This window comes from Firmicutes bacterium HGW-Firmicutes-1 (assembly GCA_002841625.1).
Lineage (GTDB): Bacteria > Bacillota > Clostridia > Lachnospirales > Vallitaleaceae > HGW-1.
Map to the genome: position 1 here is coordinate 390,025 of PHAG01000009.1, position 26,471 is coordinate 416,495.

General features: G+C 34.5%; 11 protein-coding genes and 1 pseudogene. 10 read left to right on the forward strand and 2 right to left on the reverse strand.

Annotated features, from left to right (window positions below):
• The first annotated feature begins 46 nt into the window (after positions 1 to 46).
• The 7 genes and pseudogenes from CVU84_12745 (at position 47) to CVU84_12775 (ending at position 20,481) form a co-directional block, all read left to right on the forward strand.
• On the forward strand, positions 47 to 5,239 hold the full coding sequence (locus CVU84_12745; GenBank protein ID PKM94318.1) for a hypothetical protein: 5,193 nt from the start codon (positions 47 to 49) through the stop codon (positions 5,237 to 5,239).
• 12 nt (positions 5,240 to 5,251) lie between these two features.
• The gene (locus CVU84_12750; protein ID PKM94319.1) at positions 5,252 to 13,657 is read left to right on the forward strand and encodes a hypothetical protein; all 8,406 of its coding nucleotides are present in this window, start codon (positions 5,252 to 5,254) and stop codon (positions 13,655 to 13,657) included.
• A gap of 94 nt (positions 13,658 to 13,751) precedes the next feature.
• A complete protein-coding gene (locus CVU84_12755) occupies positions 13,752 to 14,393 on the forward strand; it encodes a hypothetical protein (protein PKM94320.1) in 642 nt (213 codons plus the stop codon).
• Between the two features lie 547 nt (positions 14,394 to 14,940).
• A pseudogene (locus tag CVU84_12760) lies at positions 14,941 to 15,865 on the forward strand (hypothetical protein).
• A 252-nt stretch (positions 15,866 to 16,117) separates the two neighbouring features.
• A complete protein-coding gene (locus tag CVU84_12765; GenBank protein PKM94321.1) occupies positions 16,118 to 16,507 on the forward strand; it encodes a hypothetical protein in 390 nt (129 codons plus the stop codon).
• A 48-nt stretch (positions 16,508 to 16,555) separates the two neighbouring features.
• The gene (locus tag CVU84_12770) at positions 16,556 to 16,918 is read left to right on the forward strand and encodes a hypothetical protein (GenBank protein ID PKM94322.1); all 363 of its coding nucleotides are present in this window, start codon (positions 16,556 to 16,558) and stop codon (positions 16,916 to 16,918) included.
• A gap of 725 nt (positions 16,919 to 17,643) precedes the next feature.
• A complete protein-coding gene (locus tag CVU84_12775; protein PKM94323.1) occupies positions 17,644 to 20,481 on the forward strand; it encodes a hypothetical protein in 2,838 nt (945 codons plus the stop codon).
• Between the two features lie 547 nt (positions 20,482 to 21,028).
• On the opposite strand, the gene CVU84_12780 is transcribed toward CVU84_12775, so the two are convergent.
• Positions 21,029 to 21,382, reverse strand: coding sequence for a hypothetical protein (locus tag CVU84_12780; GenBank protein PKM94324.1), 354 nt, complete (start codon positions 21,380 to 21,382; stop codon positions 21,029 to 21,031).
• 204 nt (positions 21,383 to 21,586) lie between these two features.
• Positions 21,587 to 21,811 carry a hypothetical protein gene (locus CVU84_12785; protein PKM94325.1) on the reverse strand — a complete coding sequence of 75 codons (225 nt, stop codon included), beginning with the start codon at positions 21,809 to 21,811 and terminating at the stop codon, positions 21,587 to 21,589.
• A gap of 395 nt (positions 21,812 to 22,206) precedes the next feature.
• Here CVU84_12785 and CVU84_12790 point away from each other — a divergent pair, with 395 nt between their 5' ends.
• The 3 genes from CVU84_12790 to CVU84_12800 all read left to right on the forward strand — a co-directional run bounded on the left by CVU84_12790 (position 22,207) and on the right by CVU84_12800 (position 26,469).
• Positions 22,207 to 23,151, forward strand: a complete 945-nt coding sequence (locus CVU84_12790; GenBank protein PKM94342.1) for a peptidase S8 — start codon at positions 22,207 to 22,209, stop codon at positions 23,149 to 23,151.
• 723 nt (positions 23,152 to 23,874) lie between these two features.
• Positions 23,875 to 25,254, forward strand: a complete 1,380-nt coding sequence (locus tag CVU84_12795; protein ID PKM94326.1) for a 2-isopropylmalate synthase — start codon at positions 23,875 to 23,877, stop codon at positions 25,252 to 25,254.
• A 69-nt stretch (positions 25,255 to 25,323) separates the two neighbouring features.
• Positions 25,324 to 26,469 (forward strand): isocitrate dehydrogenase, encoded by a 1,146-nt coding sequence (locus CVU84_12800; GenBank protein PKM94327.1) that lies wholly within the window; start codon positions 25,324 to 25,326, stop codon positions 26,467 to 26,469.
• The last annotated feature ends 2 nt before the right edge of the window (positions 26,470 to 26,471 follow it).

The window sequence follows — 26,471 nt, forward strand, 5'->3', positions numbered from 1 at the left end:
TGAAACTTAACTAATTAATTATTATATTGATGAGGAGAAAAAGATTATGAGAATTTTGAAAGGATTTAAGAGAACTTTATCGTTTGTTTTAGTACTAAGTATTTTTGCGGGAATGGGTTGGGGGAGTAGTACTAAAAGTTATGCAGCTACGGCAACACAGTATACGTTTGAATCAATAGCTGGTGGATATGAATTTGCAGTTGGTTTAAAAACAGACGGAACGGTTGTATCTGTTGGGACTAACAATGTTAACCAAAGCAATTCGGTTCTCACATGGACAAATATAGTGCAAATATCAACTGGGATACAGAGTGTTACTGGGTTAAAGTCAGATGGAACAGTCGTAATGGGTGGGGATATTCCTCAAATATATACATCTGGTTGGACAAGTATAGTTCAAGTTTCAGCTGGATCACAACATGTAGTGGGGCTGAAGTCCGATGGAACTGTTGTGGCTGGTGGGTTTAATACATATGGTCAATGTGATGTTAATGGATGGACAAATATTATACAGATAGTAGCAGGGAATCATTTTACATTAGGATTAAAGGCTGACGGAACAGTAGTAGCAACCGGATATAACGTTAATGGGGAGTGTAATGTATCTGGTTGGACTAATATTATTCAAATAGCTGCTGGAAGCAATCATTCTATAGGATTATATTCAAATGGAACAGTTGTAGCTACTGGATTGAATTTTTATGGTCAATGTAATGTTGGCGGTTTGTCTAATATAAAACAGGTTTCTGGAGGAGAAAGTCATACACTAGCGTTAGGAACCAATGGTGGAGTAACTTCTGTTGGACATACGGGAAGTGGGCAAGGAAATGTTAGTGGGTGGACAAATATAGTTCAAATATCTGCGGGTGGGTATTTTAATATGGGACTTAAGGCGGATGGAACAGTTGTAGCCGTTGGAGCTAGTTCATTTGGTCAATTAGGGTGTACTAGTTGGACTAACATTAAAACATATAATAATGTTCCAACAATTAATGTAACAACAGCAAATAATCAAACAGTATTAAATTCTATATCTTTAACTGGTACGGTAAGTGATACAGATGAAGGAAATATCATAACTACTAAATATCGCATAGGCAACGGAGCAACGCAAATAGTTGAAGGAACAGTAACAACATCAGGAGCATTCACGACAACAGCAGTTGACACATCTGCCCTAACAGCAGGAAACCACACTCTTAGCGTATGGTCAGAAGATAATAAAGGTGGAGTAAGCGCAATAACAACCAAGAATTTTATAAAACTTGTTGAGTATTATTATGATAAATATAATATAGCAATGCTATGGAATGAGCCTTATTTAGAGTATGCGGGAACGGGTTACGGTAGTTTTAATCAATATCAAGGATATACATTTAATAAATCAAATAATACATTTAGTCCAGTTGGAAATGCAATCGTAAGAAATGCTTCTGAGGGAGCTGTAGGGGAGCTTGCAGGATATCTAGTTGAATCATCTAGATTACTGAGATACTACTATCATACAGGATCCATGTGGAAGGTATACATACAATATACAAGCAATTCTACACAATCACTACAAAAATCAACTCTAAATACAACTAATATTAAAGCCTTTGAAGGTACATACCCAGTTGACGGTCTTCATACTGACAATTACTGGTATGTTCGTGGTGCAGTAGTAAATGATAATCCTACAATAACTATAGCAACACCTACAAACGGAGAGACCTTTTTAGGCAATATATCACTAACAGGTAGTGTTATAGACAATAACGTAGGTAATACGCTTACTACCAAATATAACATAGACGGTGGAGTAACCCAAACAGTAGCAGGAACAGTAACAACTAGTGGAGCATTTACACCAACATCAATAAATGTATCCGCCTTAACATTAGGTGTACATACACTTAACGTATGGGCAGTTGATAATACAGGAAAACAAAGCAATATTTCTTCAATAAACTTTAAGGTTGATGAAGATACAATAATACCTCAAATGGATTCAGTAGATATAACTGCAACGTCTTCAACAATAGATGTAAGAATCGCTGCATCAGATGATAATCTTCCAGCTACTCCTTATACTTATATAATAGATGGACAAGCAAGCGAAAGTATAGCCAGTAATAGCCATACATTTAGTAGCCTAGAAGCAAATAGAAAATATACCGTCGAAGTACAAGTAAGAGACGCTTATGGCAATATTTCTACTTATACAGAAGAAACCTACACTAAGATGCAAACACCAACTATAAGTGTATCAACCATATTGGGCAACCAATTAAAGCTTAATCTATTAGACAATAACTCAGCAACCACACAGTATCAAATCATGTGTAATAATATGTATATAAATGCAATAGGTCAAGAGACAGCAACTCCTATATGGATGACACTACTAGAAAAAAGTGTGATTCTTGAAGGTCTCGAACTTAACACACAATATGCAATTAAAGTAAAAGCGAGAACTAAGCTAGGTCAAGAAACTGCTTTCAGTGAAATTGTTACAGCAAAAATAGATGTAGCATCCCTACTTGACGTTGAAGACCTTAGTGATTCTTTTAAAGTGCTATCTAAAACAGGTAGAGAAGTACAACTTAGCTGGAGTGCACCAATAGATCCAGCTCAAATTAAAAAATATGAACTTTACCGAGATGGTAAATTAGTAGAAACAACTAAAAACACAACATTTACCGACCATAACCTTGACTATGCGACAGCCTACATATACGAAATCAAAGCCTACGATACATCAAACAATATATCTGATTTTGGTGAGCCTTTAAGTGTAATAACCTTAGATGTAGATCAAGTCAGCAAAATCTCATCAGGACAAGTACATAACCTTATGTTAAAAAGCGATGGGACAGTATGGGCATGGGGAGCTAATACTTACGGACAACTTGGTAACGGAACAACAGAATCTAGCAATAGTCCAATAAAAGTAAAAGGATTAGACCATATCATCAATATATTCGCAGGAGATGAGCATAACTTAGCCTTAAAAAGTGATGGAACAGTATGGGCGTGGGGAGTAAATGACTACGGACAACTTGGCAACGGCACGCTAGATGATAAGCACGAACCTATACAAGTAAAGGACATTTATGATGTCATAAGTATGTCAGCAGGATATGCACATAGTATATTCTTAACTAGTGATGGAACTGTATGGGGTTGCGGAATCAATGAAGAGGGGGAATTGGGTGATAATACATTTATATCAAGAAAAGTACCTGTAAAAGCAGTTGAAATAAAAAACGTAAAAGTTATTGCAACAGGAGATCGTCATAATTTAGCAATTAAGCATGATGGAACAGTATGGGCATGGGGAGCAAACAGGTCCGGACAGTTAGGTGATTCAACGCTAGTAGATAAAAATATACCTTTTCAAGTAACAGGATTAGAGGACATAGTCCAAGTAAAAGGGGGTAAAGAGCATTCATTAGCGCTTAAAAAAGACGGAACTATATGGGCATGGGGATATAATGAGCACGGGACACTTGGAGATGGAACAACAATTGATAGATTAGAACCAGTGCAAGTATTAGGATTAGAAAATATAATAGATTTGGATGCAGGAAATAACCATAATATTGCTTTAAAAAATGATAATACCGTATGGACTTGGGGTTTTAACTCTCAGGGAATGCTAGGTAATGGATCATTGAACTTTAGTTCAATACCTGTTCAAGCAATAGGGCTATCAAATGTTGAACAAATCACAGCAGGAGGAGAGTATAACTTCGCTATAACAGCGGATCAAAATGTTTGGTCATGGGGAAAGAATGATTATGGACAATTAGGAAGTGAAAATATAGGTAATATAACCCTACCTCAATTATTAGAAGGGTTTGTCATAGGTACCGTCTTTGACAGCCTAACAGAAGTAGTGTCAGATACATCCCTAATGATTAACTGGTCAGGCGGAGCAGATACTGCAACCTATGAAATGGAACTAAACAACACCATCATAACAAGCACAGAAAGAAACTATCTACAAGTTGATGGTTTACAACCAAAAACAGCCTATACATATCGAATAAGACAAGTAAACTCCATGGGAACAACCGATTGGAGTGAATCAAGAAGCATAACAACCTACGCCCTGCCAACACCTTATTCTTATGAAGGCTTAATAGATGAAACAAAAATAGAAATCAAGTGGGATGCTATCAAAGATGCAACAGCATATGAAATAGAAGTAGATGGACAAGTAATAAATGTAACACCTATAGAGATATCGGGAACGCCTACAGATGGTACAACACCAACAACAACTATAGCACCAGTTCAGATATATACCCACATAAACCTAGAACAAAACACCACCCATAAATATAAAGTACGAGCAATAGGAGCTGAAGGAACCAGTTCCTGGAGCGAAGAAGTACCAGTAACTACACTACCCGTACGCCCAGAATCACCAAATGACTTAAAAGGTTTTTCAACAGATACAGTAGTCAAACTTACCTGGACAGCAGTAGGAGGAGTCATTGGATATGACATTGAGTTAGACAGTGTCATGATAGAAAATGGAACAGAAACCACTTATGAACATACAGACCTAGACCCATATACACAGCATAAGTACCGAATAAGATCAAGAAGTGACCTAATTGAAGGTAACTGGAGTGATTTTTTAACAATCTTTACACTCCCAGGAAAACCAAAAGCACCAGAAAAGATTACCGTATCAACAGTAGGAAAAGTATCAACTATCAACTGGGAATCAAAACAAGGAAGCCTAAGGTATGAAATAGAAGTAGACGGTACAGTCTACAACGTAGGCAATAATACTACCTATATCCATAGAGGTATAACTCTAGGTAAGGAACACCTATATCGAGTTAGAAGTGTTAATAAGATTGGCACAAGTGAGTGGAGTGGTTTCGTAGTAAATAACTCCATAAAAGCCATCAGCACTAAGAAAAAAGATTTAGAACTAGGTTTAACAGCATCTAACATAACAGACTTTAGCCAATACGAATTATCAGTCTTTTATAATAAAGATGTAATTAAAGTAAAAGACCTATGTGCAAAAACAAGTGTATTTGAACTAAGCCCAGGATTCATCGAACAAGAAGGCATTACCATCAAAAGTTTTGAACCAGGAAAAATAACCTTTACAGTAGAAAAAGACATAGAGCTAGGTTATGACTGGACAGGAATCGTAAATAATATCATATTTGATGGACAAGTATCAGGTGGAACTACTATAGATTATACAGTATACATTATACCTAATTAGGGGGGAGAAAAGATGAAATCATTAAAAATAAGTAAAGTGAAAAAGATAATCGCTAAACTAATTATTGTATGCTTTATCATAATTAATGTATTTACAGGTGAGCTACTAGCAATGGCATCAACAGCAACACAAAGAGCAATTAACACAGCATATACAAGGTACGCAGCTGGGCAAGAATATCTAAGCATCGATAAGAAACAAATAATAGTAAAGTACAAAGACAATACAAAAGGTACAACTACCAATATTGAAACAACCAAGAAGAACACGCGAGATAAAGTAAAAAGTAACTTAAAGATTAAAAAGTTAGATACAAAAAAGAAGTTTAAAAACCAATACGTAGAAGTACTAGAAATCCAAGAAACAGACAATATAACAAAAGTAGTAGAAGCACTAAAAAAAGACCCAGCAGTTGAATATGCACAACCAAACTATAAGCTGTTTTCTGTAGGAAACATAACAGATAGTGACTTCAAAAACCAATGGGCAATCTATCAAGAAGCAACTACACAAGCAGGAGGAACAACAAAGTACTCACCAACAAATGGTATCAACGTATTACCAGCCTGGGACGCCCTTACCACTAACAATTCCAGCATACTAATAGGCGTACTAGACACAGGAATAGACATTAACCACAAAGACCTAAAAAGCAACATATTTATAAATACCAATGAAATACCAGGAAACGGTATAGACGATGACGGCAATGGTTACATAGACGATGTAAACGGCTGGGACTTTGCAAATAAGGATAACTCTGTCTATGACGATGCTTCAAAGGATAAACATGGAACCCATATAGCAGGAATCATTGCAGCTGATGATAACGGAGTAGGAGTAGTTGGAGTTGCAAAAGATGCAAAAGTGTTACCACTTAAATTTATTAACGGTACATCAGGCTATACCTCAGATGCAATAGAAGCAATAGAATATGCTGGGCACATGGGAGTAGACATTATCAACTGTAGTTTTGGAAGTAGTGACTATAACTACGCCCTCAAAGAAGCAATGGATAAATCAGATATCTTGTTTGTAACAGCGTCTGGAAATAACGGCTTAGACACAGCAACGAATCCAATATATCCAGCCTGCTTTGAGCTAGATAATAACATTTCAGTTGCTGCCTATGACTCAGCTGGAAAGCTTGCAAGCTTTTCTAACTATGGAACTAAAATAGACGTAGCCGCACCAGGAGTAAATATCCTAAGTACTACACCAAATAACACCTATGAACAAATGAGTGGAACCTCAATGGCAGCCCCTCATGTTACGGGTATAGCAGCACTAATAAAAAGTAACTACCAAGACATAAGTACACAAGATGTCAAAAGTAGAATTAAAGGAAACACCGTAAAGATAGAAGCCCTAAGTGGTAAGATATCAACAAATGGAAGAGTAGATGCTTATCAAGCCGCAACAGGTAATGTACAAGTAGTCGAAGAAGAAAAAGAAAAAGAGGAAGAGGAAGAGGAAGAGGAAGAAAAAGAAGACCAACCAAAGGATGGACAATTGAACGTTTTAGCAGCAACAGTAGATCCTAAGCTTTTGGAACAAATACATTATGGAGAAAATGGCGTTAATGCTGCAATAGGTAATTATTCTACCAGCTCAGTAGATATGACCATGGCATCACCAGGCTTTAACATCAACATTAGTAGAACCTATAACTCAAAGGATGATAGAACCGTAAGCTTAATGGGAAGAGGTTGGACCTTTGGATTTGAAGGAAGCTTTAAGGTAGATGCAACAACATCAACTCTTTACATTGCAAAAATGCCAAATGGTAGCTCCCATATGTTTGTTAAGAATGCAAACGGTACCTTTACAGCCAATGACTTTAGAGGTACGTTAGTAGTCAACCCAGAAGGCGGACATATCTTAACAACACCAGATCAATATACCTATGGTTATAATGCATCTGGCTGGCTCATTTGGATGAAAGATCCTAGTGGAAATAAGGTTACAATTGAAGTAGATAATGCAACAGGAAAAGTACTCTCTATATCAGACCAAGTAGCAAGAAAATTCACGGTTACTTATAATGCCAATAATCAAATAGCAACTATAAAAGATCCAATGAATAGAGTAGTTACTTACTCCTATACAAATCTATTGCTAACAAGTGTAATGGATCCAGCAGGAGGCATTCAAAGATATGAATATGATACTTCTAACTATTTAAAAACAGTAAAAGATCATAACAGCATCGTACAAGAGACAATTGTTTATGACCATACACCTACAACAGGCGTTCATAAGGTAAGTAGTTATACAAATATCTATGGTAATGAAAATACATATACCTATAATACCGCGAATAGAAAAACAACAATCAAAGACAGCAACAATAGACAAATCATAAAGGGTTATGATAGCCAATTTTACACAATCCTATCACAAGATCCAGAGAACAAGCAAACAACCATTACATACTTCTTAGATACAGCTGGAGTAAATGTGTATGGTGAAGAAAAAACCATAACAGATCGTAATGGTAATACTACGACTTACGAGAGAGATGCTTATGGTAACATAACAAATATCATCTATCCTGATGGTAGTACAAAAGTTTACACCTATGATGATAAGAACAACAATACTATGGAACAAGACCAACTTGGTAATAAAACCTACTATGTTTATGATGCAAATAAGGTAAAACTTACAAAAGAAGTAAGACCACTAAACGGAACAGATGCATATAGTACTTCAGCAGATCAATCAAAGTTTATTATTAAAACTTATAGTTATTATTCAGATTCAGAAGCAACAACTAATGGGTATAAAGCAAAAAGTTTGCTAAAATCGGTAACCGAGGGAGAAGGTAATAAGACAACATATTCTTATGATACTTATGGTAACATCGAAAAAGTAACAGATCCAGAAGGAAATGTAGTAACAAATAGCTATAACATACTTGGGTGGCTTACTAGTAATACTACTGCAGAGGGCTATAAAACAGCTTATACATATGACCTAGCAGGTAGATTAATGAAACAAGTTGATGCAGGTGGTGAAACAACGAGACTAATTATCGATCAACTAGGTAGAACGATAAAGGAAGTAACTTCAAATCTATATAATAGTAGTGCAGATGGATTAAATGCTACAACATCGCAAAACACTTATAGTGAAGATGTTGGTTATAGGTACGAATACTTTGCTAATGGTCTGATGAAGAAAAAAACAGATCCAGAGAATTATGTGTATTCCTACACCTATGACTTATATGGCAATTTATTGACAGAAACCTTACCAAATGGTTCTATGAATAAGTATACTTATGATGTGATGAATAGGAAGGATAAGACGTACTTTAGCGAAAATGCTCAAACAGCATATTATATTCTTGAAGCCTATACATATGGCATCAATACAGATAAGACTACTAAAAAGACTTATAAGAAATACCTAGAAAAATATACAGAAGCACAGATAACAGGTGGCACCACGGTACCAGAAGGTAGTATTGCTGAAACGGTATTTACCTATGATTATGCTGATAAACTTATTACGCAAAAGAATGCGGATGCTACAACACAGTCTATTAACTACCTTAAGAATGGGGCAATCAATTATTCGACTGAGGCTAATGGTGCTAATACTTATTACAGATATAATGCACTAGGACAAAGGATAGGTACCTGGAAGGAAGCTGAAACAGACAAGTACTCCTATTTAGGTAATGTATATGATAAAGCAGGAAGAATTACAGAAACTAGACTTGGTAAAGATTTAGTAGGGCTACATATTGTACCAAGTGAAGACAGACTAGTTGTTACATATAATACGTATGACGGTAATGGTAATGTTCTATCTTTAACAGATACATCAGGGAAAAAAGTACTCTATGGATACGATAAAGAAGGACGACGCATAAAACAAAATGAATATACTACTGATACTTATTCAAATGCTACTGAGTTTGAATATGATCATAAAAACAATGTAATAAAAAAGACTATTTATGTTATAGCACTGGATTTAGCAGGTAATGATCTTAGTGATAGCAGTTTAGTGCCTATTACTACATCCTTTAAGTACGATAAAAATGAAAACTTAATAGAAACAATTAACGAAAATGACAAGATTACTAAATATTCCTATGATAAGATAAATCGTGGACTTTCTATAACAACACCAGGCCAAGATGAGAATTTAAATTTCATTAATATAACGTCTTCCAAAGAGTATGATTTTAGAGGAAATGTTATAAAAGAGACAGATCCAAATGGTTGTGTGACAACTTTTATCTATACACCAAAAGGTGACTTAGATAAAATAAAAGAGACAACTGAAAAAGAAGGTGTTGTCACAGAGTTTACCAGTACGTATGCTTACGATGTGGCGGGTAGAAAAACAATAGAAGTAACACCTGATAATTACGATAATACTAAAGCTTTAACAGATCTTACTAGAGTTGAATATATCTATGATAAAATGGGACGCGTTTTAACCAAGAACGATATTTATAAAGAAGCAGGAGAGACAACTTGGTCAACCATTTCACATTCCTTCACATATGATGTCCTTGGAAATGTAATAAGTGAAATTGATGGTATGGGGTATGAAACAAAATCTACATATAACCTAGCAGGTCAGTTGGTTACAAAGACTGATCCAGAAACTAAGAAGTTAAACTTACCTTACACCGTAAAATATTCACATGATGGACTTGGTAGAGTGGTTTCAGAAACAAAAGCAAATGGTTCAGTGTCAACTAACTACTACGACGATGCAGGAAGGATTATTAAGCAAACTGCAAGAAAGTCAGCATCAGATACAGAATACGCACTAATAAGTAACACCTATGATCTTACTGGTAACCTTATCGCAAAAATAGATGCAAATGGTAATGAAGCTACATTTACTTATAATGCATTTAATAAACCTCGTACTGCAACACATCCTGGTGATGAATCTATTGAAGCAAATATTATTTCAAACCAGTATGACAACAAAGGTAATATCATTAGTCATCGAGACAGCTTTGGAACGGTCAAGTTATTTACTTATGATGAACAAAATAGAGTATTAACAAGTACAACACAAAGTATTGATGGGAAGAACAAAATAAAGACCTCAATAAGGTATGATAAAAATGGTAACCAAAGATATATAACTGATGGCAATGGTAATACAACTGAAAAGATCTACAACGAATTGGGACAAGTTATTAAGGAAATATCGCCATTAGGACATACAAATTTGTATCAATATGACAAGAATGGTAATCTGATTACAGCAACCGATTGGCGTGGAAACTCGGTTACTTCTAAATATGATGCACTTAATCGCTTGGTCGAACAAACAAATCCATTAAATGAAGTTATTGTTAAGAAGGAATACAATAAAAACCATGTAGAAACAGCGTCATTTGATGGTAAGGGAAACAAGATAGCTTACACATATGACAAAAACAATCGACTTATTTCTACAACAGATCAAGTAGGCAACATCACAAAGCAAACCTATGATAAGGTTGGAAACGTGGCAACAACAATAGATGGTGAGGATAACATCACCACATTTAAATATGACTTCTTAAGTAGACTTAGTAGTGTTGAAAATGCTAAAGGTGAAATAACTGCTTATACCTATGACTTGATGGGTAATCTATTAACTCAGAAAGATGGAAACGGGAATACAACAACCAAAGAGTATAACGTGAGTAATCTGTTGGCAAAAAGCATCGATCCTAAAGGTATTATAACAGATATAGACGGCTCAAATACCTATGACATGACTAGGGTTGAAAGTTATACCTATTATTCAAATGGTTTAGCAAAAGAAAAGAAAGATAAGAATGGTAATATTACAGTCAATACATATGACGTATTTGGTAGGTTATTAAAAACAATTTGTGGCGAAGAATCGATTACTAATACTTACGACAATAATGGAAATACAAAAACTATTACAGATTCTACAGGAATAACTGTAAGAACTTATGATAAGATTGGTAGAGTATTAGTGAAATCCATTCCTAAAGTCGGTGTTATGACCTATCAGTACGATATAATCCAAGATGTTGAGGCAGGTCATACTGCAGAGAAAAGTATTGATGCAAGAGGTAATACCGTTCTAAAGACCTTTGACCAGTTAGGAAGACTTGAAACTGTTATTTCTGATGGGAACACTACAACTTTTGAATACGATTTAAATGGTAACAAAGCGAAGGTTACTTATTCAAAAGGTGGAACAGAGGAGTATACATACTTTAACAACAATCAGTTAAAAATATTAACAAATAAAAAGAAAGATGGAGCAACATTAAGTACGTATTCATACACATATGATAATGCTGGTAACCAGTTGACAAAGGTAGATCAATCAGGTACTACGACTTATGGCTATGACTGTTTAAATAGGCTTGAGACAGTATTAGAGACAGATGGTATTGGCAGAAGTTATGTGTATGACAGTGCGGGTAATAGACTACGAGAGATTGTTATTAATGGATCAAATGTTAAGAAAACAACCTATACTTATAATGAACAAAATCGTTTGATTCAGACTCAAGGTAGCTCAGAAGCTGGAGCTTTAGAGACAATAAAATATACCTACGATGCTAACGGGAATCAAACCTATGCATCAACTGAAATGATTAAGCCAGCTTCGCCAGCAAACAAACCAAGCTTTGGTATTTTTATTGTAGGACAAACGAAGACAGAAGACAACCCTATAGCAGGGTATCAAAAGTCTTATAAATACGATAAGTTTAACCAAATGATTTATGTTGCAAATGGTGGTACAGTGTCTGAGTTTGCCTATAACGGAGAAGGACTAAGGGTAAGCAGTGTGGTAAATGGAAAAGTAACAAAATATGTGTACGAAGCTGATAAGGTTGTGCTAGAATTAAATGAAAAGGGTAAACAAACAGCTAAAAATGTCTGTGGGGACAACCGTCTTATTTCAAGAACAGGGGGAAGCGAGACTGCTTATTACTTCTTCAATGGGCATGGAGATGTAACGGCGTTGATTAATGATCAAGGTACAGTTATTGCTACTTATACATATGATGCGTTCGGTAATCATAAAGTAAGAACAGGGGCTGCAGACAATCCATATCGTTATGCGGGATATCAATACGATGAGGGAACTGGACTCTACTACCTTAATGCTAGAATGTACGATTCAATTACAGCAAGATTTATGCAAGAGGATAGCTACTTAGGTAAGAGAAGTGATTCGTTAAGTTTGAATAGGTATACGTATTGCTATAATAACCCGATACGGTATTGGGATCCAACGGGACATATAGTAACGCAATGGGATTTAAATCATTTAAGTGAACAAGAAGTAGCTCGAATAGCTGCTGCAACAGAGAAATGGGAGAATGCAAATAGAGCTGGTAATACAACTGCTAAAGAAGCAGCATTTGTAGAAGCAGAGGCGATAAGAAATCCAGCTCGGATAGCTAATAAAGAAAATGTTATTTATGTAAGTAGTAATAATCATGATGGTAATACCTATCATGTTGATGGAAGTGAATATAAACCTAAGGAAACTATTACTATACTTGAACCTATCAAACAGACAGATGATGTGTTTGACAAAGGCGTTGCGATAGCTTCTATGGGTGGTATTAGTGGGGATATTGGAATAAATAAAGGAAATATAACGGATATAATTAAAAATGTTGAGACTCTTGAACAATTGTCTTTGCAGTACTACAAAGGTCAATACAATAAACAGCAAGTAATGGCTTTTATTAGAAGAAAATACGATGATACTAAATGGCAAATAACGGCAGGAGATATCGATGATAAATTCGTTAAATATGTCAAAAAAAATAATAAAAAATTATTTGATTATTTTAGTGATACTGGAAAAGGGGCAGAGTTAGTTGATCCAATATCTGGAGAAAAGATAGATTTCCTACATATGATAGTATCGGCTAATGCAATAACTCATGAAACCGGTTCGCCATTTTATGATACTGAATTTAATGATTTAGCAGGTTGGGCTGGGGATTTACAGCAAGCTATTGGTGATTTGCAAAAATACCAAACAGCGTATAAAATTAAGGACAATTCTCCTCACTTAATAATTGCGGCAAAATCCATCATTGGTGATAAGCAAAATATATTCACAAGCTTCAGTATAAATGATATGCTAGCTGATGTGGATGGATATAACATCGGCATAGAACTTGATAGTTCAACAAGACTATCTAAAGTGCTGAAAGATTATTATTCAGATGGTGTGAATAATAGGTACTCAAGTTTTGTTAATAATATTGGTGGATTTGACGCGCTACAAGAAAGAACTAATTATTATACAACCGATGCTTCAGGACCGGTTAAAACAAAGATACTAAACGATTTTAAAGTTTCTAAGATTACATATTATCAACTTAACGCATTAAATATAGCATTTATGGATTACATTAAAAACAAAGGGGGAAATTAGAATAATTTAAATGAAATTTATATCTCTCGGGCATAAGTAATGCTTAAGAGAAATGTATAATTGTGCTAATATTGAAAGGAGTGTGAAGTAGTTTATGAAACCAGGTAAATATAATAAAAAACAATTAATTATAATATTAATTTTGGTAGCAATAATTTCGACTATTTTATTTTGGTATATATTTAATAATAACAAAGAGAAGTATGAGATTACCATGTCATTACAAGATAAATTTTTGATTACTGAAAAGCTTGTTAATACATTCCCAGATTATACTTACGATGTTGAAATATTTGATTACTTAGATAAAGGGAAAAAATCTATACTTAAGATTCGCAATGTAGAAAACGTACCAAAGGAAAAAATTAGTAATTTATATTCAAGTGATAATATTAATTGTTATCTTTATATGCGCTATATAATTTACAAAGAAAAATCTAGTGATTGTTTCAAATCATTAGATATCATTAAATTTGAAAATCTTGATGCTGATGAATATGGGTATTTAGTTCCTATAGCAAAAGAAATGGCACTTAGAAATTGGGGATTTGCTCATTATGTGTCAGAGTTTTTAATAAAATCTAATGATGCCGAGGCTATAGGTATGATAAAACGATATGCAGAAGGAAACTTCAATTCAAAAGAAATAGCGTATAATAGGAATTCTGGCTTTTCAACAAAAGAGATGCAGGAATATTTTAATAGCTTACTAGCAAAGTATAATATTAATAAATAATGAGCAAGCTCCGGTCGCAAAGCTCCCCTCGCTAGGATACCTGACAGTGCGTCCGAGCAAGGTCGTATCATATAGTAGGTGCGAATCCCATCGGGTAAGGTTGACTAACCGCCCGTAGTTAGCCTTGGAGCTTATTGGGTAACTAGTAAGTTTAAACGTAGGTAAACAGGATAGTAGGCCGAAAGCTGAAAAGCTGAAGTGATTGAGCCACAAAATATCCAATATAGTAAGGCAGATGCTGTTGTCAGAGCAGAATGCAATATTATGTCCGATGCAAAGGTAAGAAGGACGTAACTTCCTCGAGGTCGTTGAACTCGGCATGCTATATAATGTTATGATACGGGAACTCGGGAGACCCTAATTGCTCTTCGGACAATAGTCTGGAGTACGTATAACAAGCAATAATAAAGTGAGGAAACGGATGGCATTAGGGAGTCGGATTGTAGTATATTACTGATGATACAGGGTAATGCCTGAGGAGGAAAGACTACAACATTTTATAGACCTTGAAAAGGAAACATTACCTACACATGGAGGTAGAAAGTTAATGGAAACGAAACTAACAAGGATAGCACAGATAGCAAAAGAAAGACCTGATGCTAGAATTACATCCCTTGCTGGACTAATCAATAAGGAAAGTTTGAAGGAAAGTCATCGAAAGATGTGTGGAAATAAGGCTGCGAGAATGGATAAAATAACTAAAGATGAATACGATAGGAACTTAGATGTGAATATCGAGTCGTTACTAGACAGGATGAAGAAGCAAGCCTACAAACCACAGCCAGTCAAAAGAGTATTCATTCCCAAGGCTGGAACTGATAAAATGCGTCCACTTGGAATACTTGCGTACGAGGATAAGCTGGTACAAGATGTGCTCAGCGACATCCTAAATGCAGTATTTGAAGGAGATTTTCTTGACAGTTCCTTTGGATTTAGACCCAACAGAGGATGCCACGATGCACTTAAAGTAGTGAATAAAATCATCTGTGAGCGGAAACCATTTACATAGTCGATGCAGATATCAAAGATTTTTCGATTCCATGGACCATGAATGGATTATGAAATTCATAGACCACAGAATTGGTGATGTCAATGTACATAGGCTGATATCAAGGTTTCTGAAGTCTGGGATCATCGAGAATGAGGAAAGCAAAGACGCAATTAAAACAAATGCACGGAAAAAGATGTTATCTGAAATGCCGTTAGGAGCTGGAGCGAATATTTATTTAACATCAGTTTATAGAAAGGGAGATGAAAGTCTTAATGATCCAACTGATTATACAGGAGACTCTGAATCAGTATCATTGCAAGTTAAAGGGTTTGAAGTGTCTACGTCATGGAACACTACCAAGGATATTAGAACATTAGCTGTAGGTCTATCAACATCGGTGTTTGGGGTTGGAAGAGGTAGCTATTATATAACACTTCCAGATCCCGTCTATGAAAAGAGTGCTGAAGATCCAATAGCATAATATATAAGGATGAATAGGATAAATACAACAGATAATAGAGACAAAATCAGATAAAGATAGAGATACTAATACAATATTCAATGCTAGAGACTTGAAAATAATGACATCTTGTACCAAAGTAACTGAAAAACAGGGGAAATATTAGATGCTTTTCCTTTTAGTGGAAATGATTTTGAAGTATATGATGATTTAATCTACTCCTATTATAAACATTCAAGTATTACTTGTTCAAGTATAGAGGATAATTCAGAAGTGTGGCTTATTTATGGCGATTATCAGGGAATACATGTTAGCGAGGATAGTGTGTTTGTGTATAATTTTGAGACTGAGACGCTAGATAGCTTTAATAGATTTACTGGAGACTTAATTTGGCAGGCAGGCGACTGGTTACCAAATGGAATAAATAACTATATTGAACATGATGACTATTATATATTTGAGAACCAGCAATCAGAGTTGTATTTACTTAATAAATTAACTGGAGAAAAACTATGGGCATATACTGCTCCAAAAATTACTTATAAGATTGATTGGTATTTATATAATGATGATCTTTATATTTTTGATGGAAATGAACTTATAGTCTATGATACAACATCTTTTGAAGAAGTGCCTTTTGTGGAGCCAATAAGTGAGCCATGAGCAAAGGCATGATAATAATAGTTTAAGGTAATATGAAAGGAGAATAAGATGAAATCAATGAACAAATATTTGCTAGGTATAATAACGATCTATCCTATAGTATATATTGCTTTTTTTATAATTTATTTCTTGTCCATGATGAGTAAGATGTTCAACTCTACAACTATGGATGGTACGTTCTTATTTAATACAATGCCATATATTTTTTTCTTTCACATATTGGCGATGATTGTATCGATGTTTTTGCTGGTATTCTATATCATTCATGTTGTAAAGAATAAAAGAATTAAAGATGATATGAGAATTATCTGGATTTTGATAATATTTTTTGGAAGCATGTTTGCTATGCCGGTATATTGGTATTTATACATATTAAAAGAAGATAAAATTTCAGAGCGCGAGGGTGTCTGACACCATGAACAAAGTGTAAACAAAAGTATTTAGAGGATTATCTTGGGATAGTCCTCTATTAATGATGAATTATCTTTTTGATAAACCTATAAGTAGGGATGTAGATAAAAGAACTGAAACAATTATATGGGATTAATTTCCTGCTATTTTGTATGCTACTAGCGAATCAATTATGATGGAATTGAACAGGAAATAGAGGAAAAGATGGAGAGGATATAGATTGCATCAATTATTAAAAGTTTTGCTATTGCAGGGGTTAACGGCTATTTAGTTGGGATTGAAACCAATACACTTTTTGGGCAGCCTACCATCGCCATAATTATGCTGGGGGATCAAGCCAGCAGTGAAGTGAAAGGATTCGAGCAGCCATTTTCATGATACGAAGTGCTAAAAACTAAGATTGTTATAAATTAAGTATCCAGTTACATTAAAAAACAGGGATCTCATTTTGATATGGCAATAGCAATAGGTTCGCTTAAATAGACAAATCAAATAACAAGGCGTTGTACAGAGTATTAGGGATACATCGGTGAATTATAATTAAATGGAAGGCTGCATGAGTGTAACGGAGTTCTCGTAATGGTTCTTGCGGACAAAATGATAAGGTATTTTGAATGTAATCGTACTAAGTGTTAAACAAATGTTTTGTTACGCTACTAATGTAATGAAGATGTATTATAATTGAAAAGGAAAAACAATGGTATATAATCGTTATCTAAGGTAGAATGTGTGTAGAAACTAAAATGCTGGATGAAAATGATGAATTGCTTAGATTACAGTCTAGATTTAGCTTAGATAAGAAGGGAAACTGCAAGTGGAAGTTTGTATTAATAAAAAGGACTGATAAAATGAAAACAAATCTTAAAAGTTTATTGAAAAGAATGTTAACCATGTCACTTGTTTTAACTTTAGTATTTTCTTTAACAAATACCACCTTTGCTGAGCAAGAAACTTGGAATAAAGGAGAAATATCAAGCTTTGTGCCTTCTTTTGAGCATCAAACGTATGAGTCTAGTGAATGGACAAAAAGTTTAGTGGATTTATATCAACTAAATTGGTACGAAAATCCAAGTCGTCAAGTATTAAAAGGCGAGTTTATGTTAGTTCAGTTGCGTGTAATACAAGCCGCATTAGAAAGACAGGGTTTAACAATACTTTCTGTAGAGAACGAAATCTTGAATTTTAAAGATAACGATACTTTACCTGCGGCAGTTCAAGAAGAAGCAAAGATCTTAAAGTCTTTAGGAATTCTAAGTGGAACGCCAGAGGGCTATATGGCAATGACCAATCCAATTAAGAGATCTGAAGCTGCAAAAGTAATAGCTACTTTTAACAATAAAGTTTTAAGTATTAATTCAATAAAGAGTCCTAAAGTCTTTACAGATACAAAAGGCCATTGGTCAGAGCACAATATAAGTATTGCATATCAAATAAGTCTATTAAATGGTATGTCCAATACTACATTTAACCCCGACCAATCACTTACACTTGAACAAACTCTTCAAATCCTTGAAAATGAAATTGGCTACGGCGGTATTAGAAGAGTCGATATAGCCAAAGCTATGAATGAAACTTTTAATGTTACTGTAAATACCGATTTATCGAACAACATAATTTTTAAAAATTCATATGTTAAGTATGAAGAAAAAATGAAAACCTACGGTTTTTACAAAATGTATGATAACCAAAGCGCAAAATCTGATGAAGCTGTAACAAAAGCAGAAGCATTAAAACTAGCATTAAGTGTAACTCTCAATACGGATGAATTAGACGGTTATTCTGAAAAAGACGAGGAATATCCAGGTGCGATATGGGTTAACTACGCAAAAACGATGGGGGTTACTAAGGAAGAGATAAACATTACTAATTACAAAGATAAAGCAACGTATATCGATGTTATATCCTATTTTGAAGCGTGCAAAGTATTGTTGAAAAAAGACTTGCCAGTCAACTCAGTAGAAGTATACCTGAAGGATATGTCTACATACAAAGCAGAAGAACAAGTAGCAATAAAGGATATGGTGGCAAATAAGATTATATATTTATTGACTGATAATTTAAATGCGAATGATTATATATTCAAAGGGCAGTTAAATGAGTTAGCTGTTAATTATGCGCAGCAGTATAACACAATTGTTGAAATGGGCGAACAGATTAACAAAAGTCCTGAAAAGATGCCATCAAATGCTAGTCTATTTCCATATATACTAACTAACATTGATAAAAGTATATATGAAAAACCGTTTTTTTCAAGAGATCATAAAGCTTCAATGACAGCAAAAGATTTATATATTACAAGAAAAGAGACATTTCCTCAAGCAAAGTATATATCTGAAGAATTCTTTAAAGATATTTTGAATATTGACTATCGAACTATAACCGTAGAAAGTTTCAAGAAAAGTTTAAGTCGGTACATGATTTTTGCTGCAAATGATAAGAGCATAGAAGAATATGTTAAATATGTAAAAGAAAACGAAGTAATTATGAAAGGAAACGCGCAGTTCCAGTCTCCAGTATTTTACTATGACGGAGTAACATTCAGGACAAGACTGAAGCTTGATTTTGAAGTAATAAATTCAAAAACAAACGAAAATCTACTATATCCAGATTTGAATGATTCCTCTGCAAGTATTTATGGGGAAAAAAAGTATACTATAATCGTTGACTATTACCTAGCAAGTTCAACAGGAAATGGCAATATGTATATAGTTAAACACGAATTATATGATGCAATATTAGATAAAGAAAACTGCAGAATAACGAAAGAATTAGATTTCAAACTCAATAAAACGAGTGCTTATCCTGGTGATAGCTTTGCTGTTTTTGTTTCCAATACCAATTCAGCAGAAAATTTTTCTGTTACTGCACCCTTTTACACTAATAAAATTCGTTTCTATAAATACAAAGATGGATTTATCGGCTTGATACCAATTTACGCTTGGTCTACCCCTGGTAAATATCAAGTCAAAGCTACTAACTCGCAGACAAAATTGCTGACAACCTTAGATGTTGAAATATTACCTAAAGCTTTCGATGTTCAATATCTTAAAGTAGCAAAATCTACAGTTGCGATTAAAACAACAAATAATTCTGCAAAAGATCAAGTGTATTTTGATGCGGCAAGAGCCAATCCAATTCAGGAAAAATTATGGGATGGCGCATTTATTCAGCCTGTTAAGGGGAAAATTACAACAGAATATAGCGCAACACGGTACACAAATGACAATCCTACTCCGAGCAGACATCTTGCTATTGATATTGCAAATATTTCTGGAACACCAATCATGGCTTCTAACAACGGAAAAGTGGTATTAGCCAAAGAACTTATCATTACGGGCAATACCATAGTAATTGACCACGGATTGGGGGTATTCACCTCTTCCTTTCACCTAAGTAAAATTCAAGTAAAAGAAGGAGATTTCGTTAAAAAAGGAGATATTATTGGCAAAATGGGATCAACAGGCTACTCAACAGGATCACATCTTCATTTTGCTATATGGAAAGATGGTACATTTTTAAACCCATGGACATTTTTTGAGAATGATCCTATTGAATTTAAATAATATTTACCAAGAATCGGATATTATGCAAATAGAAAATGCAGTTGATAATAACGAGATTGTAACTAACATAAAAAGAGATAAGGTGGATAAAAAGGTGCCGTAAAAAGGTGCCTGACACCATGAACACACACCTATGAGGAAAAATGCTTTTGTCGACAGTCTGAGATAGCTTGTGCTATCTTTTTTTGATATTAATTACTACTTGCAGTTTCATGGCGCATGCATATTTGCTAACTAACCGAGGTCAATACTGCAGCCTAAAAAAGGCCATTGGCAAGTTATGCCAATAGCCCAATATTTAATTCCAGTCAATACAACCAAAAGTTGATCGTTTCTTATTTTTCTTAATTACTATCAACAAGTAGTTGTAACTAAAGAACTGCCGTATACCGAACGGGTATACACGGTCGTGTGAGATGTCAGTTATTTATTAAATAAAATCTTCCTACTAAATCTAAAATATTGTTAGCTCTGTAATTGCATTGCCATGACTTTGTGTTGAGTTTTGATTTGGATTAGACACAATCCATCATTTTGTCATATTTGTTTACTTTTCTGAATCTGGTGTAGTTGTACTATAAATTTCAGTGGCATCGGATGCTGTAACTTCCTCATAATCTGATGGGAGTGGCTTACCATTCACATCCTCATTACTTGATGGCGGTGGTGTTCCATCCCATGATGCAGGAACTGTAGTCCCATTTACTTCATCACCATTAGGTAGCGGTGGAGTTTCATCCCATGTTGTAGGAACAGTACTGCTATTTATTTCATCATTATTTGATTGTGGTGGTGTTCCATGCCATGATGAAGGAACGGTAGTACCGTTTACTTCTGTATTGGTAGTTTCATTGTTCAAAATTGTTTCTTCCGGTATAATAGATATGTTACTAGATTTCATAATTTTCGCCTCTTTTTTATTTTTATAATAAAGTAATATTCTAAATTAGTATCTGTAAATCATTTGAATTAGAAAGTCAGGAAGACTTTCACTAGGAACAATATTTGCGCCATAAAACGCATATTTGTTCTACTTGTTATTATTCATCACAGCTCAATTAAAAATGAATGCAATTATAAAATATTATCGTTCGAGTGCTAACATCTATACTTTTATTATACTCTTAAATAAATTTATGTCAAGTTTTGTAATAAAAAATAATAAATTTAAAAGTATATGAGACATACTTGGATTGATTGTTTTTTGTAAAAAGATGAAAATATTTTCATGTATCGGGATAATAGCTTTATTCAGGAATTTTTGATTATTATCTTTTTCTATTGATAATATGTAGGGAAAAAACGAAAATATTAATGGAGAGAATATCATAGGCATATTACCCCTAACCCAAGAATACATATAGATTGAAACGCTATAAAAAGGATATGGGACTTATGAGCTTATTGCCCATACTACCACTATTATTGAGGCAAAAAGTGAAACACCAGGAAATGAGTGCACTAAACAACCTTGAAGATGAGCAGCATGCAAGTGAGCACCAAGAAAAGGAACAGCTAGAAATCAAACGTGAAAAGATTCAAGTCATAGTCAACTGCGAAGAGACTGAAATGTATAGAGAAGAATTAGAAAAAATAGGAACCTTAAAATATTCACTACCAATGATTAATTCATACGTCTTAGAAATCTATGAAGAAAATATGGGTCAGCTCCAAGGACTAAAAGGAGTAGTAAAGGTTGAACAAGATGCCAATATTACTGCCCAAATGAATTCCGCCAGAGAAGCCATTCATGCCTTCTGGCATTCCGATGAAAGTGCCATGGGAAAAGGAATAACCGTAGCAATATTAGACACCGGCTTATACCCCCACAACGATCTCGTAAAAAAAAACAATAGAATTCTTGCATTCAAAGACTTTGTAAATAACAAGCAATATACCTATGACGATAACGGCCATGGCACCCATGTAACCGGTATAATAGCAGGGGATGGTTACGAGAGTGATGGTAAATACGAAGGCATCGCCCCTTTATGCAACATTGTAGCAGTAAAGGTCCTCGGCAAAGAGGGTGCTGGTAATATCTCAGATGTCTTAGCCGGAATTCAATGGGTTCTAGACAATCAACAAAAATATAACATAAAGGTAATGAACCTATCAGTCGGCATGGAGGATCTTGAAGGCGAGAACTCCGCCCTGGTAAGAGGAGTAAACGTAGCCTGGGATAATGAAATAGTCGTAGTATGTGCAGCAGGTAACAATGGACCATCTAACAGCACGATTACAACCCCTGGTGTAAGTAGAAAGGTAATTACAGTCGGTTCCTCAGATGATGCGCAAGAGGTTAGAATCCTAGGCGACTTTATCTCAAACTATTCCAGTAGAGGCCCAACAAAAAGCTGCATCAAAAAACCTGACGTCGTAGCGCCAGGATCTAATATTATATCCTGCCATTGCAATCCAATCTTTGTGGCTAACACGGAACTATATCCGAAACAAATCATAGGCTACATCAAAAAAAGCGGTACTTCAATGGCAACACCGATTGTAACTGGAATTATCGTTCGATTGTTATCAGATTATCCAAACTTATCGAACAAAGACATCAAACTAAGTCTTAAATATTCAACCTATGATTTGGGTTTTGGTCAGGAACAACAAGGTTGGGGACTCATTGATTTACAGAAGCTTTATGAACATATTATAGAATAAGAAAATAAAAATGCCTAGGTTAATTGCCTAGGCATTTCAGATATTATGAAAACTCTGCATAAGTAAAAGCTAGAAAGTGACTCGTATCTATCTCTTTAGTGGCAAGCACTTTCCTGTCAATTTAAGTGGCAAATAACTTTTAGTTTAGAGGATTGTTTTGCATTAGTAATGGCCCATACCACCAAATAACATCATAAATAACAATAAGAAAAAGAATAAACTATTTTCTGCAAAGGATTGCTTGCCACCACCACATGGTGATCCATTGTCATTGAATAATAATAATAAGAAGAACATAAAGAACATATTATTTCCTGAAGAAAATTGATTCATGATATACCTCCTTTCAAAACAATGTATTCTTTCTCTTTTGTATAATATATTGTATGAAGGTCATTATTGATATGTGAAAAAAAGATGTGATGATAAAATTGAAATAATATGAAAGATTACATTCAAATATAAATATTGTTAACTAGAAAGGAACCAATTGTAGATATTTGACATATGATTTGCAAAAGCTGTGAATAAGAGTGTGGATAGTGTGGAAAAGTACGCAAATATTCAGACAATTGCTCAAATTGTTAAATAAATATAAAGAGAATGTTAAGAAAACATTAAATAAAATGGGAGTTTTTCGGTTAAATTTTCTCTTGACAGACAAGGTATTATTGTATACAATCATACATAAGAACAATTATGGTTGATTATGGAGGATAACAAATGATTGAGTATGATAAAAGAACCAATTTACTAGAGAGAACAGAGTTTAGTTACCCACTACAAGATGTTTCTGAACCAAATCTATATAGAAATTTATTTCCATATGATGAAGCACCTAAAATTGCATTTAATCACCGTGTAGTTCCTATTAATATGCCAGAGGATATTTTTATTACTGACACTACCTTTAGAGATGGACAACAATCTAGAGAACCTTTCACTACTGAGCAAATTGTGACTATTTATGATTACTTACATAGATTAAGTGGTAAGAACGGTATTATTAGACAAAGTGAGTTTTTTATCTATAGTAAAAAAGATAGAGACGCTGTTTTTAAATGTCTTGAAAGAGGATATGAGTTTCCCGAAGTAACTACTTGGATTAGAGCTTCAAAGAAAGACTTCGAATTGGCGAAAGAAATCGGTATCAAAGAAACAGGTATCCTAGTAAGTTGCTCTGATTTTCATATTTTTTATAAAATGAAAATGACACGTAAACAAGTTATGGATTATTATTTAGGTATAGTAAAAGAATGTATGTCTTATGGAATCAAACCAAGATGTCACTTAGAAGATATTACCAGAGCTGATTTTTATGGTTTTGTGGTACCTTTTGTGGCAGAATTAAATAAATTGAGTGTTGAATCTGGAATTCCAGTTAAAATAAGGGCTTGTGATACAATGGGTTATGGCGTTAGTTATCCAGGTGCTGTATTACCAAGAAGTGTTCCAGGTATCATTTATGGTCTACATCACCATGCAAGAGTGCCTTCAGAAATGCTAGAATGGCATGGACATAATGACTTTTACAAGGCTGTACAAAATTCATCTACAGCTTGGTTATATGGATGTTCCAGTGTGAATTGTTCCTTATTTGGAATTGGCGAGAGAACTGGTAATACACCACTTGAAGCCATGATTTTTGAGTACGCACAATTTAAAGGCTCTTTTGACGGCGTAGATACTAGAATTATCACTGAAATTGCTGAGTACTTTGAAAAGGAATTTGGCGATGAAATCCCAGCTAGAACACCTTTTGTAGGTAAAAACTTTAATGTAACTCGTGCAGGTATTCACGCAGATGGATTGCTTAAAAATGAAGAAATATATAATATTTTTGATACCGATAAACTACTAAACAGACCAGTTAGAGTTGCTGTAACAGATACCTCAGGTTTATCAGGAATAGCTCATTGGATGAATACTTTTTATCAATTAAAAGGCGACAAGGCGATTGATAAGAAAAGTCCTATCGTTGCAAAAGTGAAAACATGGGTAGATTCCGAATATGAAGGCGGAAGAATTTCATTTATTGCGGAAGAAGAGTTGGTTCGAGAAATCGATAAAGCTTGTGTAGAGTTAAATATGAAAGTAAAGTAATTGAATTGCCTTGCTAAAATGAGTGGCTACACTTATAATGGTGTAATATAACAATGGAGGAAAATTAAAATGGATTATATTGAAAAATTTGAACAAATCATTAAAGAGCAATTAGCTCGAGTAGAAATGATGAAACAACAAAAAGACTTTATTAAATATGAAGAATTGGATACGATTATTATTGGTGTATGCGGTGGTGATGGGATTGGTCCTGCTATAACAGCTCAAGCTCATAGAGTATTAGAATATCTTTTAGCTGCTGATGTTAAAAAAGGTAAGATTGAATTTAGAACGATCGAAGGTTTGACAATAGAAAATCGTGTATTAGCCAATAAAGCAATTCCAGATGATGTATTAGCAGAGCTTAAAAAATGTCATGTTATTTTAAAAGGACCTACAACCACACCTAGAAAAGGTGATCCATGGCCAAATATTGAAAGTGCTAACGTTGCAATGAGAAAAGAATTAGATTTATTTGCAAATGTTAGACCTGTTAGTGTTCCTGAAAAAGGGATTGACTGGACTTTCTTCCGTGAAAATACAGAAGGTGCGTATGTACTTGGAAGTAAGGGTGTAAATATAGATGAAGATATCGCTGTAGACTTTACAGTTGCTACGACACAAGGTACAGAAAGAATTGCTAGAGCAGCTTTTGAATTTGCTAAAAAAAATGGCAAAAAGAAAGTTACTTGTATAACTAAAGCAAATGTGATTAAAACAACAGATGGAAAATTCTTAGATATCTGTAGAGATATGTCAAAAGAGTATGAAGATATTGAATTTGATGACTGGTATATTGATATCATGACAGCAAAGCTTGTTGATGAAAAAAGAAGATCTCAATTTCAAGTAATGGTACTTCCTAACCTATATGGGGATATATTAACTGATGAAGCTGCTGAATTCCAAGGCGGTGTAGGAACAGCAGGAAGTGCAAATATTGGAAAGACCTATGCAATGTTTGAAGCAATTCATGGCTCCGCACCAAGAATGGTTGACGAAGGCAGGGATATTTATGCTGATCCATGTAGCGTAATCAGAGGTGGAGCAATGCTTCTAGCTCATATTGGATATACAAAAGAAGCTGAAAAACTTGCGAAAGCTTTAGACATCTGTGGAAATACAGAAAAGAAATTGGTAATGACTGGTAGAGATACGGGTGCTACAAGTGCTGCATTTGCTGATTATCTCATGGAAACCATTGAAAAGCTATAGAT

Coding starts and splice junctions, on each gene's coding strand:
- CVU84_12745 (PKM94318.1), top strand. CDS start 47: ATGAGAATTTTGAAAGGATTTAAGAGAACTTTATCGTTTGTTTTAGTA.
- CVU84_12750 (PKM94319.1), top strand. CDS start 5,252: ATGAAATCATTAAAAATAAGTAAAGTGAAAAAGATAATCGCTAAACTA.
- CVU84_12755 (PKM94320.1), top strand. CDS start 13,752: ATGAAACCAGGTAAATATAATAAAAAACAATTAATTATAATATTAATT.
- CVU84_12770 (PKM94322.1), top strand. CDS start 16,556: ATGAAATCAATGAACAAATATTTGCTAGGTATAATAACGATCTATCCT.
- CVU84_12775 (PKM94323.1), top strand. CDS start 17,644: ATGTGTGTAGAAACTAAAATGCTGGATGAAAATGATGAATTGCTTAGA.
- CVU84_12780 (PKM94324.1), bottom strand. CDS start 21,382: ATGAAATCTAGTAACATATCTATTATACCGGAAGAAACAATTTTGAAC.
- CVU84_12785 (PKM94325.1), bottom strand. CDS start 21,811: ATGATATTCTCTCCATTAATATTTTCGTTTTTTCCCTACATATTATCA.
- CVU84_12790 (PKM94342.1), top strand. CDS start 22,207: ATGAATTCCGCCAGAGAAGCCATTCATGCCTTCTGGCATTCCGATGAA.
- CVU84_12795 (PKM94326.1), top strand. CDS start 23,875: ATGATTGAGTATGATAAAAGAACCAATTTACTAGAGAGAACAGAGTTT.
- CVU84_12800 (PKM94327.1), top strand. CDS start 25,324: ATGGATTATATTGAAAAATTTGAACAAATCATTAAAGAGCAATTAGCT.